Annotated in this window: 13 protein-coding genes; 5 read left to right on the top strand and 8 right to left on the bottom strand. The window is 70.4% G+C overall.

Annotated features, from left to right (window positions below; genetic code table 11):
* Nucleotides 1-5: 5 nt before the first annotated feature.
* From HC028_RS16835 to HC028_RS16805, 7 genes are read right to left on the bottom strand one after another with little or no spacing between them, the layout of a single operon-like run.
* Nucleotides 6-653 carry a microcompartment protein gene (locus HC028_RS16835; protein WP_168078280.1) on the bottom strand — a complete coding sequence of 216 codons (648 nt, stop codon included), beginning with the start codon at nt 651-653 and terminating at the stop codon, nt 6-8.
* A complete protein-coding gene (locus tag HC028_RS16830) occupies nt 637-918 on the bottom strand; it encodes a BMC domain-containing protein (RefSeq protein WP_168078279.1) in 282 nt (93 codons plus the stop codon). Before HC028_RS16830 ends, HC028_RS16835 begins: the two co-directional genes overlap by 17 nt.
* Before the next feature lie 42 nt (nt 919-960).
* Entirely contained in the window at nt 961-1,215 is a 255-nt protein-coding gene (locus HC028_RS16825) for a EutN/CcmL family microcompartment protein (RefSeq protein WP_168078278.1), read from the bottom strand.
* Nucleotides 1,216-1,740 carry a hypothetical protein gene (locus tag HC028_RS16820; protein WP_168078277.1) on the bottom strand — a complete coding sequence of 175 codons (525 nt, stop codon included), beginning with the start codon at nt 1,738-1,740 and terminating at the stop codon, nt 1,216-1,218.
* Nucleotides 1,737-2,339 carry a BMC domain-containing protein gene (locus tag HC028_RS16815; RefSeq protein ID WP_168078276.1) on the bottom strand — a complete coding sequence of 201 codons (603 nt, stop codon included), beginning with the start codon at nt 2,337-2,339 and terminating at the stop codon, nt 1,737-1,739. The genes HC028_RS16820 and HC028_RS16815 overlap by 4 nt, the downstream gene beginning before the upstream one ends.
* Before the next feature lie 13 nt (nt 2,340-2,352).
* Complete coding sequence (locus tag HC028_RS16810; RefSeq protein ID WP_168078275.1) at nt 2,353-3,933, bottom strand: aldehyde dehydrogenase family protein; 1,581 nt, start codon at nt 3,931-3,933, stop codon at nt 2,353-2,355.
* Nucleotides 3,934-5,220 (bottom strand): class-III pyridoxal-phosphate-dependent aminotransferase, encoded by a 1,287-nt coding sequence (locus HC028_RS16805; RefSeq protein WP_168078274.1) that lies wholly within the window; start codon nt 5,218-5,220, stop codon nt 3,934-3,936. It lies immediately after the preceding gene.
* Between the two features lie 228 nt (nt 5,221-5,448).
* Here HC028_RS16805 and HC028_RS16800 point away from each other — a divergent pair, with 228 nt between their 5' ends.
* The 5 genes from HC028_RS16800 (at nt 5,449) to HC028_RS16780 (ending at nt 12,357) form a co-directional block, all read left to right on the top strand.
* Nucleotides 5,449-6,993, top strand: a complete 1,545-nt coding sequence (locus tag HC028_RS16800; RefSeq protein WP_203981438.1) for an APC family permease — start codon at nt 5,449-5,451, stop codon at nt 6,991-6,993.
* Between the two features lie 65 nt (nt 6,994-7,058).
* Nucleotides 7,059-8,081, top strand: a complete 1,023-nt coding sequence (locus HC028_RS16795) for an acetamidase/formamidase family protein (RefSeq protein ID WP_168078273.1) — start codon at nt 7,059-7,061, stop codon at nt 8,079-8,081.
* Nucleotides 8,078-10,318 carry a propanediol/glycerol family dehydratase large subunit gene (locus HC028_RS16790; protein ID WP_168078272.1) on the top strand — a complete coding sequence of 747 codons (2,241 nt, stop codon included), beginning with the start codon at nt 8,078-8,080 and terminating at the stop codon, nt 10,316-10,318. Before HC028_RS16795 ends, HC028_RS16790 begins: the two co-directional genes overlap by 4 nt.
* Nucleotides 10,311-10,676 carry a diol dehydratase small subunit gene (locus tag HC028_RS16785; RefSeq protein ID WP_168078271.1) on the top strand — a complete coding sequence of 122 codons (366 nt, stop codon included), beginning with the start codon at nt 10,311-10,313 and terminating at the stop codon, nt 10,674-10,676. The genes HC028_RS16790 and HC028_RS16785 overlap by 8 nt, the downstream gene beginning before the upstream one ends.
* A gap of 13 nt (nt 10,677-10,689) precedes the next feature.
* Nucleotides 10,690-12,357, top strand: a complete 1,668-nt coding sequence (locus tag HC028_RS16780) for a diol dehydratase reactivase ATPase-like domain-containing protein (protein WP_168078270.1) — start codon at nt 10,690-10,692, stop codon at nt 12,355-12,357.
* 241 nt (nt 12,358-12,598) lie between these two features.
* Here HC028_RS16780 and HC028_RS16775 read toward each other — a convergent pair whose 3' ends face one another.
* On the bottom strand, nt 12,599-13,576 hold the full coding sequence (locus HC028_RS16775) for an ABC transporter substrate-binding protein (protein WP_168078269.1): 978 nt from the start codon (nt 13,574-13,576) through the stop codon (nt 12,599-12,601).
* Nucleotides 13,577-13,589: the final 13 nt, after the last annotated feature.

The following is a 13,589-nucleotide window of genomic DNA, read 5'->3' as shown; positions in this document are numbered from 1 at the left end:
CCTCCTCAATGCGTGCGGCCCTCAACGCCTTCCAGGACTCGGGTGATCTCGGCGCGCGCCCGGTTCACGGCGTCGAGGTCGCCCGCGAGGTAGATCCGCCCGGCGGCGCCGATCATCTGTACGTCGACCAGCGTCAGTTCCGGCGCGACCCGCTCGGCCTCGTTGGCGGCGACCGCCGCGAACAGGGCCGGCGTCATCTCGTACACCAGCAGCGTCTCGCCCGGCATGACCATCGAGGCCTGCCGGTTGCGGTTCACGATGACGGCGTGCTGGTCGGTGATGTTCTCGATGACATCGCTGTACAGGATGCGCGGGCGCAACTGGTCGATGGCGCTGCGACCGATGCCGGCGAGGATCGCCTCCCCGGCGGCCACGACGTCGTCGAGGTCGGGGCCGTGCACCTCCAGCACGCCGAACTGCCGCTCGACGAAGAGGATCCCCGGCTCCACGGTGGGTACCGACTTGAGGGCCAGGTCGATGACCCGCTCGATGGCGAGCGCGGGCGCCACCTCGACGATGAGAGCGTGGTTGCCGACGAACGGCGGGTAGCCCCGCGCCCGTGTCGGCGTGCCCAGGTACGCGGCGAACTGCGGCTGCAGATCCTTGATCAGCAGGTAGACCCGCAGTTCGGTACCGTCAGTCCCCTGAGACATTGAAGTGCCGGCCGAGCTCGCTGTGCGGGCGCGGGATCACGTGGACCGAGACCAGCTCGCCGACCTGCGACGCGGTCTCCGCGCCGGCCTCCGAGGCGGCCTTCACGGCGCCGACGTCACCGGTGATGACCACCGCGACGAGGCCATCGCCGACCTCCTGGCGGTCGACGATGGTGACGTTGGCGGCCTTGACCATCGCGTCGGCCGCCGCGAGCGCGGCCACGTAACCCTTGGTTTCGATCATGCCGATCGCCATCTGGGCCATTGGTCTTCCTCTTTCTGTCGTGGGACGGGAGTGGACAGGGGACTAGCCGGCGCTCGCCGGGTCGTCGATGGCGCCGATGATCAGCGCGTCGATGGGCGGCGGCTTGCCGGGGAACCAGGCGGCGGCGACCGATCCGGTGGCGATGAGCACCCGCTCACCGACCCCGCTGCCCAGGACGTCGAAGGCGATCAGCCGGGAGTCCGTACCCTCGATCTGCACTTCGAGGAAGGCGCCGTGGGGCAGTCCCTCGACGCGCTTGGTGGCCCAGACGTTGCCGGTCACGACGGCGTGCAGCATCTACCGCTCCTTCTCGACGTGGACCCCGAGGGCCCGGGCCTTTTCGCGGGCGAGCGGCGTGAGCACGGCGCCGCGCCCGAGCGCGAGGCGGGCGCCCGCGGCGGCGGCCGCCTTGATGTGCCGCTCGGTCACCGCGCCCTTCTCGATCCGCTGGACGGCCCCGGCCGGCGCCGCGGCCCCCGGGGCGACGGCCGTTCCGGCCAGCCGGAACCGCAACCGTCCACTGCGGACATCTTCGCGGGCCTTCGGGTTCTCGAAGAGCCCGAGCAGCCGGAGCGCGAAACCCTGAAGATCTTCATCGGTACGGAGGACGACGTCCTCCACGCGCGCACTCTGGACCGGTGCACCGGCGACCGGGGCGTAGCCGCCGCGCGCCGTGGGCATGATGGCGGACGGGGCCGCGTCGGCCGGCGGCGCTTCGTAGCCAGCCGGACTCGCCGCGGGCAGTGACTCCCGCACGATGTCGGTCAGCACCTCGCGGACCAGGGCCCGCAGCAGGTCGCCGGCGAGGGGGTCGGTGGTCATGACAGCTCCTGCAGTGCCGTCTCGGCCGCCTCCGCCGCCTGCCGTACGTCGGCCTCCTTGCCGGTGAGGTACACCCGCCCGGTGGCGCCGATCATCCGGTAGTCGACGACCTTGATGTTCGCCGCCTTCTCGGCCTCGTTGGTCGCGAGGATCGCGTACGAGGCGGGCTGCATCTCCATGACGAACAGCGTTTCTCCGGGCAGCGCCATCGAGCCCATCTTGTTGCGGTTGATCAGGAAGGCGTGCTGCTGGTCGATGCTGGAGATGATGGTGCTGGCCAGGATCTTCGGCCGCATCGCGTCGGTGGCGACGGCGCCCAGCGCGTCGAGGACGGCGGCGCTGGCCGCCTTGACCTCGTCGGTACGGCCGTGGATCTCCAGGTAGCCGAACTGGCGCTCCACCACGAGGATGCCGGCGCCGACCTCCGCGTGCTTGACCGCGACGTCGGTCAGCGGCTCGATGTCGAGGCCGGGCGCGATCTCGATGATCTGCGAGGCCATGCTCGAGCGTGGCAGCGTGCCGCGGATCCACGTGCCGAGATAGCACATGGTCTGCGGCTGCAGCCGGTCGATGAAGATGAACGAGCGGAGTTCGGCCACGGTGTCGGTCCTCTTAGTTCTTGACGAAGTGGGAGAGCTCTTCGACGATCAGCCGGCGCACGTGCTCGCGCAGTTCGTCGGCGGTGGCCGTCCCAGCGAGGTCGCTGGCGGCCGGCTGGAGCGTCGCAGGCGGGGCCTTAAGAACGCCGGCCGCGTTGCTGGCGACCGGGTACGGCGGGACCGGGCCGCGCGGCGCGGCCCACGGCACGATGCCGGTGAAGCTCGGCATCACCTCGCGCGGGTCGGCGTTGTAGGCGATCTGCGTCCAGTTCACGAGGTTCTTCGGCTCGAGGTTGGCGCCGAGCGAGCTGCGTCCGACGAACCCGGTACCGACCGTCATGGTCGGCGCGAGGTTGGTCTCCAGGCCGGAGCTTCCGGTGGAGTTGCCGACGTTGACCGACACCCGCAGGACGGGGACGCTCGCCGCGTACGCCATGATCGTGGCCGGGTCGCTGGAGTGGATCGCGGCCGAGTGGCCGGCGCCGGCGATGCGGACCACCGCCCGGGCGGCGTCGATGCCGCGGGCGGCGCTGGGTACCCGGACGACGCCGAGGACCGGCGAGAGCTTCTCGTGGGCGAGTGGCTCCTCGGGTACGACGAGATCGAACGGCGCCAGCAGCACGGTCGTCTTCGCGCCCGCCCGTACCCCGGCCCGGTCGGCGATCCAGGCCGCCGGCTTGCCGACGACCTCGGTGTTGAGGTGGCCGTTTCCGAACATGTACTCCCGCAGCCGCCGCGCGCCGTCGGAGTCGAGGAGCAGCGCCCCCTCACGCTTCATCGCGGCGAGCAGCCGGTCGGCGACCGACTCCTCGACGATGAGGACGCTCTCGTTGGTGCAGAGCACGGAGTTGTCGAACGCCTTCGACGCCACGATCCGCTTGGCCGCGGCGGCGAGGTCGGCGCTCGCGTCGACCAGGACCGGCACGTTGCCGGGGCCGACGCCGATGGCCGGGTTGCCGGAGGAGTACGCCGAGCGCACGACCGGGGTGCCGCCGGTCGCGACGATGACCGAGGTGCGCTCGTCGGTCATCAGCGCGTTGATGAGCGGGACGGACGGCTCGTCGACGACCTGGATGACGCCCTCCGGCGCGCCGGCGGCGACGGCGGCGGCGGCCATCATGCGGGCCGCGTCGGCGCAGCACTCCTTCGCCATCGGGTGCGGGCTGATGACGACGGCGTTGCGGGTCAGCAGCGCCAGCATCGTCTTGAAGTAGACCGTCGCCACCGGGTTGGTCGACGGCGTCAGCGCGAGGACCACCCCCGCCGGCCGCGGCACGGAGACCAACTTCCGCGAAGCGTCGACGCGCGGGGTGACCAGGTCGGTGTCGCGGTACGTCTGGAAGATGCCGCGCGAGCACGCCTCGTTCTTGACGACCTTGTGTTCGACGACGCCGAAGCCGGTCTCCCGGACGGCCCACTCGGCGTAGTGCCGGGCCTTGGCGGCTGCGGCGTCGGCGACCGCCTCGGCGATGCGCAGCACGCTCGCGCGGTCGTACCCGGCGAACGCGCGGGCGGCCCACTGCGCCTGCTGGAGCATCTGGCGGGCGCGGGGGACCCCGGCCGGCTCGGCGAGGTATTCCAACGGCTGCGGCATCTAGCGCACCCTCCGTCCGCGGCCGCGCACCTCGGCGCAGGCCTTGCCGATAGCGACCTCCGTGCGGTCCAGGATTTCCTCGGCCAGCGCCGGGGTGAGCAGGATGCCGGGCTTGAACTGCAGGACCGTCGGGTCGAGCGTGGAGAAGATGGCCCAGACCCCGGTCTCGTACAGGTGCTTCATGACGTACTTGGCGCCCTGCGGGTGGTTGAACTCCAGGCCCATGACGACGCCGTTGGCGCGCACGCCGGTGAACCAGTCGGGGTAGTCGCGCTGGATGTCGGCGAGCCCCGACTGCATCAGGTCCGAGATGTAGTGGACCATCGTGCGGACCTCGGGCCGGCCGCAGATCTCGAGCGTCTTGAGCGCGGCGATGCAGCCCAGTTCGGCGCCGCCGAACGTGGACATGTGGCCGAAGCCGTCCTCGCGCAGCCACCCCGCGGCGCGCTCGCTCATCAGGACGGCGCTGATCGGGTAGATGCCCCCGGAGATGCCCTTGCCGGTGACGAGGATGTCGGGGGAGATGCCGTGCTTGGTGATGCCCCACATCTCGCCGGTACGCATCAGACCGGTCTGCACCTCGTCGGCGATGTACAGGGCGTCGTACCGCTCGCAGAGCGCCTTGACGGCCTCCAGGTAGCCCGGCTCGGGAAGCGGGAAGCCGTACGTGGCCGGGATGGTCTCCATGATGACCGCGGCGACGTCCCGACCGCGGAGCGCCTGCTCCATCGCGTCGAGGTCGTTGAACGGCACCTGCGGGAACTCCTCCGGCCGGTCGGAGAGGAACAGTTCGGAGAAGCGCTGGTCGCCCGCGCCGACGGCGAGGCCGGTGTGGCCGTGGTACGCCTTGACGATCGAGACGATCTTCCGCTTCTGCGTGGTGTGCCGCGCGGTCTTGAGCGCGATGTCGATGGCCTCGCCGCCGCCTGACCCGTAGGCCACTTTGGTCAGTCCGGCGGGTGCGCTCTTGATGAGGGCTTCGGCGAGGGCGGTACGGGCGAGCGACGGGAAGTGGTGGTTGCCGATGTCGAAGTGGCCCATGGCCGCGGTCACGGCGGCAACAACTTCGGGGTTGCGGTGGCCGAGGTTGTACGTGCCGCCGTTGAGGTGGACGTCGATCAGCCGCCGGCCGTGCATGTCCCACAGGTAGTAGCCCTCGCGCCGGTCGATGACGAGGTCGACGCCGGAGTCCTGCCAGAACTGGGTCTTGTCCGGGTTCCAGAACTCCTTGGACTTGCCGATCATCTCGTCCTTGGACGCGTAGGAGAACGCACCGTAGTCGTGCACCCACCACCTCCGAGGGCTGGCGCCGTCCCGGGATCGGGCGTCGGCTGGACCAAGAATGAACCGGGCAGACCAAAACAGTCAATGGTCTGCCACGAACCATTTCTGGGCTGACCAGCCCCTTGTGTAACCAGACCATTGGTGTCACGATCCCTGCACCATGCTGTGGCCGCGGTCACAGCGCTGCGGATCCAACGCTCCGCTGGTCTGTCGTGACCGAGAGGGGAACAGGTGAGCACCAACGAGATGATTGGCAGCGTCGGGACCGGGGCCTCCGGTGCCGGCGAGGTCCAGCGATTAAAGAAGAACGCCGTCGGCATCATCGGCGTCATCTTCATGGCGGTGGCGACAGCCGCCCCGATCACCGCCATGGTCGGCAACGTGCCGATCGCGGTCGGCTTCGGCAACGGCTCGTACGCGCCCGCCGGCTACCTCGTGGCGACGATCGTGCTGAGCCTGTTCGCGCTCGGCTACTCCGCCATGGCCAAGCACATCACCGCCACCGGCGCGTTCTACGGCTACATCTCGCACGGCCTGGGCCGGGTCGTCGGCATGGGCGCCGGCGCGCTCATCACGATGGCCTACATCGTGTTCGAGGCGTCGCTCGTCGGCATCTTCAGCTTCTTCGCCCAGTCGACGGTGCAGCGGTACACCGACACCAAGGTGCCGTGGATCGTCTTCGCGCTGGTCATGCTGGCGCTCAACGCCGTGCTCGCCTACTACGACATCAACCTCACTGCCAAGGTGCTCGGCTTCTTCCTGCTCACCGAGATCCTGATGCTCGCGCTGATGGCGCTCGCGGTGCTGTTCCACGGCGGCGGCCCGGAGGGCCTGGCGGTGGAGTCCATCAACCCGCTCAACGCGTTCAAGTCGGCGACCGGAGTGGCCGGCGCGACCGCGGGCATCGGCCTGTTCTTCGCGTTCTGGTCGTGGGTCGGCTTCGAGTCGACCGCCATGTACGGCGAGGAGTCCCGCGACCCGAAGCGGGTCATCCCGCGGGCGACGATGCTCTCCGTCGTCGGCATCGGCCTGTTCTACGTGTTCGTCTCCTGGATGGCCATCGCCGGCACCGGCCCGGCCAACGCGATCAAGCTGGGGCAGGACACCGCGACCGCCGGCGACATCTTCTTCGGCCCGACCAAGGAACTCGTCGGATCGTGGGCCGTCGACCTGTTCAGCGTCCTGCTGATGACCGGCTCGTTCGCCTGCGGCATGGCGTTCCACAACTGCGCCGCCCGCTACATCTACGCCCTCGGCCGCGAGGACCTGCTGCCCGGGTTCCGGCGCACGATCGGCCGTACCCACGGCAAGCACGGCTCCCCGCACGTCGCCTCGTTCGTGCAGACCGGCCTGGCGACCGTGCTGGTGCTCGGCTTCCTGGCCTTCAACAAGGACCCGTACGGCGACCTGTACGCCCTGCTGGCCATCCTCGGCACCATGGCGATCCTGATCGTCCAGGCGCTGTGCGCGTTCGGGGTCATCGGGTACTTCCACGTCGGCAAGAACCACCCCGAGACGGCGAACTGGTTCCGCACCCTGGTGGCGCCGCTCATCGGTGGCCTCGGCATGCTCTACGTGGTCTACCTGCTGTGGGTGAACAAGGACTTCGCCGCCGGCGCCGCGGCGAAGACCCTGCTGTTCAAGCTCACGCCGTACCTCGTCGTGGCAGTCTTCGCCGCCGGTATCGCGCTGGCGCTGTACTTCCGGGCCCGCAACCCGCGCCGGTACGAGACCATCGGGCGCATCGTCCTGGAGGACACTCACGAGCGTGACTGAAACCGTGGGGTGGGTGGCCGGGGCCCCGGCCACCCACCACACCCCCTGACCGGAGGAAGCGACCAGTGGCTTCGTTTTTCGAGTACGCGCCCGACCCCGACGCCCCGGCGAGCCAGCTCGTCTACACGTTCGGCGGGGCGGAACCGGTGGCCCAGATCGCCCCGGGCACCTTCCTGTCGACCTGGACCCGCGACTGCTTCAACGGCGCGGTGCGTACGGTCGACGACCTGCCCACCCAGGTCACCGACCCCCGCTACCTCAACCCGCAGACCGGGCCGTTCTACGTCGAGGGCGCCGAGCCCGGGGACACGCTCGTCGTGCACTTCGTCTCCATCACCCCACGCGAGTCGTGGGGCGTGTCGACCACCGTCCCGTTCTTCGGCGCGCTCACCTCGACCCCGCGTACGGCCACGCTCCAGGCCGCGCTGGGCGAACGCACCTGGATCTACGGCATCGACCGGGCGGCCGGGGTCGTGCGGTACGAAGCCCGCGACAGCGACCTGGTCGTCGAACTGCCGCTCGACCCGATGCACGGCACCGTCGGGGTGGCGCCGCCGCTGGGCGAGGCGCGCTCGTCGCTCACCCCCGGCTCATGGGGCGGCAACATGGACACCCCGGAGATGCGCGCCGGCGCGACCTGCTACCTCGGCGTCAACGTCGAGGGCGCCCTGTTCAGCTTCGGCGACGGCCACGCCCGGCAGGGCGAGGGCGAGACCTGCGGCGTCGCCGTCGAGACCGCCATGGACACCGTCGTCCTGATCGACCTCATCAAGGGCGTGCCGACGCCGTGGCCACGGCTCGAGACCGACGAGTACGTCATGTCGACCGGCTCGGCCCGCCCGCTCGAGGACGCGTTCCGCATCAGCCAGGCCGACATGGTCGGCTGGGTAGCCGCCGAGCTGCAACTGTCCATTCTCGACGCGTACCAGCTCGTCTCGCAGACCTCGCTCGCGCCGATCGCCAACGTCGTCGACAACGACTACACCTGTGTGGCCAAGGTGGCCAAGGCGCACCTGCCCGGCGTCGAGCCGTACGGGGGGATCCACGCCCGGCTGCGGGCTGCGGCAGCAGTGTGGAAGCGGCGATGACCGGCTGGGGCCGGCTGCGGATGCTCGACGGGCGGGCGGTCAACCTCGACGGGCTGGCCGCACAAGACCCGTCCCTCGGCCTGGCGGCGCTCTGGTCGCCGGCGGACCCGCTTCCCAGCCTCGTCATCTCCGACGGGGTAGTCGTCGAACTCGACGGGCGGCGCCGCGAGGACTTCGACGTCGTCGACGCGTTCATCGCCGAACACGGCCTCGACCTGACCGTCGCCGAGGAGGCGATGGCGACCGACGACGTCACCGTCGCCCGCATGATCGTGGACCCGTCCGTGCCGAGAGCCGAGATCACCCGCCTCGTCGCGGGCATGACGCCGGCCAAGCTCGCCGCGGTGGTCCGGCAGATCCGGCCGTACGAGATCACCATCGCCCTGGCGAAGATGCGCGTGCGCCGCACTCCGTCCAACCAGGCCCACGTCACCAACCGGCTCGACGACCCGCTGCTGCTCGCCGCCGACGCGGCCACCGCCGTCGCGTACGGGTTCCGCGAACTCGAGACCACCGTGCCGGTCTTCGGCGACGCCCCGAGCAACGCGGTGGCGGTCCTCATCGGCTCCCAGGTCGCCGCGGCCGGCGCGCTGACCCAGTGCTCGGTCGAGGAGGCCCTCGAACTCCAACTCGGCGTACGCGGCCTGGTCTCCTACGCCGAGACCGTCTCCGTGTACGGCACCGAGCAGGTCTTCGTCGACGGCGACGACACCCCGTGGTCCAAGGCGTTCCTCGTCGCGGCGTACGCCTCCCGTGGCGTCAAGATGCGGCTGTCGTCCGGCGCCGGCTCCGAGGCGCTGATGGGCGGCGCCGAAGGGCGCTCGATGCTGTACCTCGAATCGCGCTGCGTGTCCCTCGCCCGGGCCTGCGGCGCGCAGGGCGTGCAGAACGGCGGCATCGACACCGCCGCGCTCACCGCGAGCGTCCCCGGCGGGGTCCTCGAGCTGCACTACGAGAACCTCATGGTGATGCTGCGCGGCCTGGAATCGTGCTCCGGCAACGACAGCCTGATGTCAGAGTCCGACATGCGCCGCACGGCCCGGACGCTGCCGACGTTCCTCGCCGGCTCCGACTTCATCGTCTCCGGCTTCGGCAGCATCCCGCGCTACGACAACATGTTCGGCCCGTCCAACCTCAACGCCGAGGACCTCGACGACTACCTGGTGCTCCAGCGCGACTGGGGCGTCGACGGCGCGCTGCGCCAACCGACCGAAGAGTACATTCTGGCCGTACGGAGACGCGCCGCCGAGGCCGTCCGCGCCGTGTACGCCCACCTCGGCCTGGCCGACTTCGACGACGAACACGTCGAGGCGGTGGTCCACGCGGCCGGCAGCCGGGACCTGCCCGAGCCCGACCCGCTACGGGTGCTCCAGGCGGCCCGCATGATCGGCGAGAGCGGGCTGACCGGCCTCGACATCGTCGCCGCCCTCGACGAGTGCGGCTTCTCCGTGGAAGCCGAACGGGTCCTCGGCATGCTGCGCGCCCGGGTCGCCGGCGACTACCTCCAACCCGCCGCCATCTTCGACGAGTCGATGAGGTGCCTGTCCGCCGTCACCGACCCCAACGACTACGCCGGGCCGGGCACGGGCTATGTCCCGGGTCCGGAACGGCTCGCGGAGATCGCGGCTGTCCGCCAGGAGCGGTCGGTCGCCGACCTGCGCGCCGAGCAGGCCGCCTATGCCCGGCCGGGGCTGTCTTGTTTGGGTGCCGCCGCTGTTTCGAACGACCCGCGGGAGGTCGTCATCGGCGTCTCCCCAGCGCTCGGCCGCAGCGTCTGGCGTACGCTCTCGGGCCTCGACGTGCTCGACGTCCTCGACGAACTGCTGGCCGGTCTTGAAGAGGAGGGCTGCCGTGGTCGGATCGTCCGCGTACAGTCCTCTATCGACTTAGGGCAGATCGGTCTGGCCGCCGCCCAGCTCTCCGGCTCCGGTGTGTCGATCGGCCTGCAAGGCAAGGGGACCGCGCTCATCCACCGCCGCGACCTCACGCCGCTGGCCAACCTGGAGCTGTACTCGGTCGCGCCGCACGTCACCCGCGAGATGTACCGTCTGATGGCCGTCAACGCCGCCCGGCACGCCAAGGGCGCCACGCCGGAGCCGGTGCTCAACCCGTACTCGGAGGACGCCATCACGGCGAGGTACCACACCCGTGTGGTTTCATTCGTGGCGCTGGAACGGGAATGCTGCGATATTGGCTCGGCACCGGAGGAGCTTTCGTTGGAGGTCATGGATGACTGAGCAGGTACGGGGGTACTCCGGACGGCCGCTCGACGAGGTCACCGTCGAGGCGCTGCGCGCGGGATCGCTCGGCCCCGATGACGTCCGCATCCACCCCTCGGCCCTGCGCGCGCAGGCTGCGGTCGCGGCGAATCACGGCAACCCGCAGCTGGCCTCCGCGCTGGGCCGCGCCGCCGAACTGGCCCGGCTGCCCGACGCCGACGTGCTCGCCGCGTACGAGGCGCTGCGACCCGGCCGCTCCACCGCCGACGAGCTGGAGGCCCTTGCGCGCCGACTCGACGAGCAGGGTGCGCCGCGCACCGCGGCGTTCGTACGCGAAGCCGCGAGCTGGTACGCCACGCGCGGATTACTAGGGTGATCGCGTTACTAGGGTGATCGCGGGCCTCGACATCGGCAATGCCACCACCGAGGTGGTGCTGGTCTCCAGTGACGGCGGCGTCGTAGCTGCCGACCGCGCCCCCACCCGGGGCGCCAAGGGGTCGCCTTCGTCGATCACGGCGGCGGCTGCGTTGGTGGCCCGTACCGCGTCCCGGGCTCGGGTCGACGTCGAGGCGGTGCACGTGGCCGCGCTCCGGCCGGTGCGTACGTCGACCGTGCGGGTACCCGCGCCGACCGTCCACACCGGACCGCTGCGGGTCCTGCGCCGGGGCGCCACGACGGCGAGCGGCGAGGGCTTCGGGTGTGGTACGCCCTGGCCGGTCTTGCGGGACGCGCAACTGGGTGACGGCCCGCAGGTGATCGTGGTGCCGGCGTCGGTGGGATTCCGGGAGGCGGCGGCCCGGATCAACCGGCTGGTGTCGGCGGGCCTTGCCGTCATCGGCGTCTGTGTCGAGTCGGACGAGGCGGTCCTGATCGGTTCTCGTCTGCGCCAGTCGCTGCCGGTCGTCGACGGGGTACCGGCTGCTTCGGCCGCTGCGGCTCGGTTGCTGGCCATGGAGGTGCGCCCGCCGGGCCGCGCGCTGCAGAAGGTGACGGACGCGTTCGCGATGGCGGCTTCGCTGGGGCTGGGGGCGGACTCATCGGGATATCTCGCGGCCGTGGCCGCCAGCCTCGACGGCGCCTCGAACGCCGTGGTGGCGTACGGGCTGCCGCCTGTTGCCGCTTCCCAGGATCACCGGCCGTGGGTCGACGCCGGGGACGGCCCGGTCGACCTGACCGACGCGCAGGCGACGAACGGCGGACCGTACACCCTCGACCTCGGCACCGGACCCGTCGCGGTCGGGGACCTGGCCGCCGTCGACGTCGCGGCCGTCCTGCGTGAGCTTCGCCGGGGCTCGCCGGACGCGGAACTCGTGCTGGCCACCCTGGCGGGCGAGCAGGACCTGGTCGACCCGGTGGCGTGTCTCGAAAAGCTGCTCGACCGTCCCGCCCGCCTCGTTACCTCCGAGACGTCGGCGGCGCGGGCCGGCGCGCTCACCACCCCGGGCGCGGACGGCGCGCTCGTCATCGACCTCGGTGGCGGTACGGTCGACGTCATCGGAGTCACCGGCGCCGCGACGGTCGCCGGCGCCGGGGACCTGCTCACCGCGGTGGTAGCGGCCGCGCTGAAGGTACCCAAGGCGCTCGCCGAGTACGCCAAGCGCGGACCCGCCATGCGCGTCGAGGGGCCCGACGTGGCGACCACCGAGGACGGCACCCGGATTTTTCTCGACCGGCCGGCCGGCGGCGACACCGTCGGGCGGCTGTGTGCGACCGGACCGCTCGGCCTCGTACCGTTGCCGACCGTCTGGTCACCGGCGGAGTGGCGCGGGGTACGCCGCCGGGCCAAGGCGGCGGTCCTCGGCGTCGCGGTCCACCGGGCGTTGAGCGCGCTGCCTTCGTCCGAACGGGAACGGCCGGTGCTGCTGGTCGGCGGTCCGGCCGCCGACGAAGAGATACTGGCGACCCTCGCCGAGGTGCTGCCGCCGGGCACGCCGATCGGGCGCGGGGCGGTCGCGGCCGGCCGAGTCGCGGCCGGAGCGGTGCTGGCCCGTGACGGCGGCGCGTCAGGCTCGCTCGGCCACCGGTTCGCCGTCGCGTATGGACTCGCTACCTCCTAACCCGCGGGTTCGGGGTTCGAGTCCCTGTCCTTGCTGATCCGTACCTGCTGCCAACGGCGCCCCAGGCGGTAGCGGGACGAACCTAACGCGTGGGCTCGGCTGGATCCGCTCTCGCCTCAGCGCCTATGCCGGCGCTGCCGCCGTCCCACGTCATGATCCTGAAGAGTTCAGGGCGTCAGAGCGCCCCGTTTCTTACCGGATCATGGGTGGGACGGCGGACGGCGACGGTCGGATCAGGTGCTTACTTGGGCAGCCAGGCCTTCACCTTGTCCTGGTTGGCCTCGACCCACTTCTTCGCCGCGGCCTCCGGGGACATCTTGTCCTGGGCGATGTACTTGGCGACCGTGTTCTGGTCCTCGTTCGTCCACTGGAAGTTCTTCACCAGCTGGTACGCCGGGCCGTTGGCGTCGGCGAACTTCTTGCTGACGATCTTGTCCAGGTCGTAGGCCGGGTAGTCGCAGGCGATCTTCTCCGCGTCGGCGTCGCAGCCGGGCGTGTACGCCGGGAGGTTCACCTTGACGAGCTTGACCTCGGACATGAACCACTGCGGGTCGTAGAAGTATCCGATGAGCGGGGTCTTCTTCTGCTCGGCCTGACGGAACGCCTGGATCAGGGCGGGCTCGCTGCCGGCGTACACCACCTTGTAGTTCAGGTTGAGGTTCTTGACCAGGGCCTCGTCGTTGGTGACGAACGACGGGTCGCCGTCGAGGATCTGGCCCTTGCCGCCGGACTCCGACGTCTTGAACAGGTCGGCGTACTTGTTCAGGTTCTTCCAGTCGGTGATGTCCGGGTACTGCTTGGCCATCCACGGCGGCACGAACCAGCCGATGACCCCGTCGACCTTGGTCGACCCGGCGGACACCGCGGTCTTCTGGTCATCGATGTACTTCTTCTTGAGGTCGTCGTGGCCCCAGTTTTCCACGACCGCGTCGACCTCGCCGGTGCCGAAGCCCTGCCAGGCGACCTCCTCCTTGAGGTCCTTCTTCGTCACCTTGCAGCCGAGCTCCTTCTCGGCGACGTACGCGAGGACCGCCGCGTTCGCCTCGTACCCGACCCACGGGTTGATGGCGATGTTGAAGGTGCCGCACTTGCCAGAGCCCGATCCGGAGTCGCCCGAGGCGCCGATCTTGGCGCCGCCGCAGCCGGTGAGCGCGAGGGCTACGGCGGTGACGACCGAGACGCCGGCCAGCCTCCCGCCCTTGCTGATGGGAAGTCTCATAGGTTGTTCCTCC

The sequence above is a fragment of the Planosporangium flavigriseum genome (assembly GCF_011947225.1).
GTDB classification, from domain to species: domain Bacteria; phylum Actinomycetota; class Actinomycetes; order Mycobacteriales; family Micromonosporaceae; genus Planosporangium; species Planosporangium flavigriseum.
The sequence above is the reverse complement of the archived record's forward strand: the minus strand, read 5'-3'. Positions and strand labels throughout refer to the sequence as shown.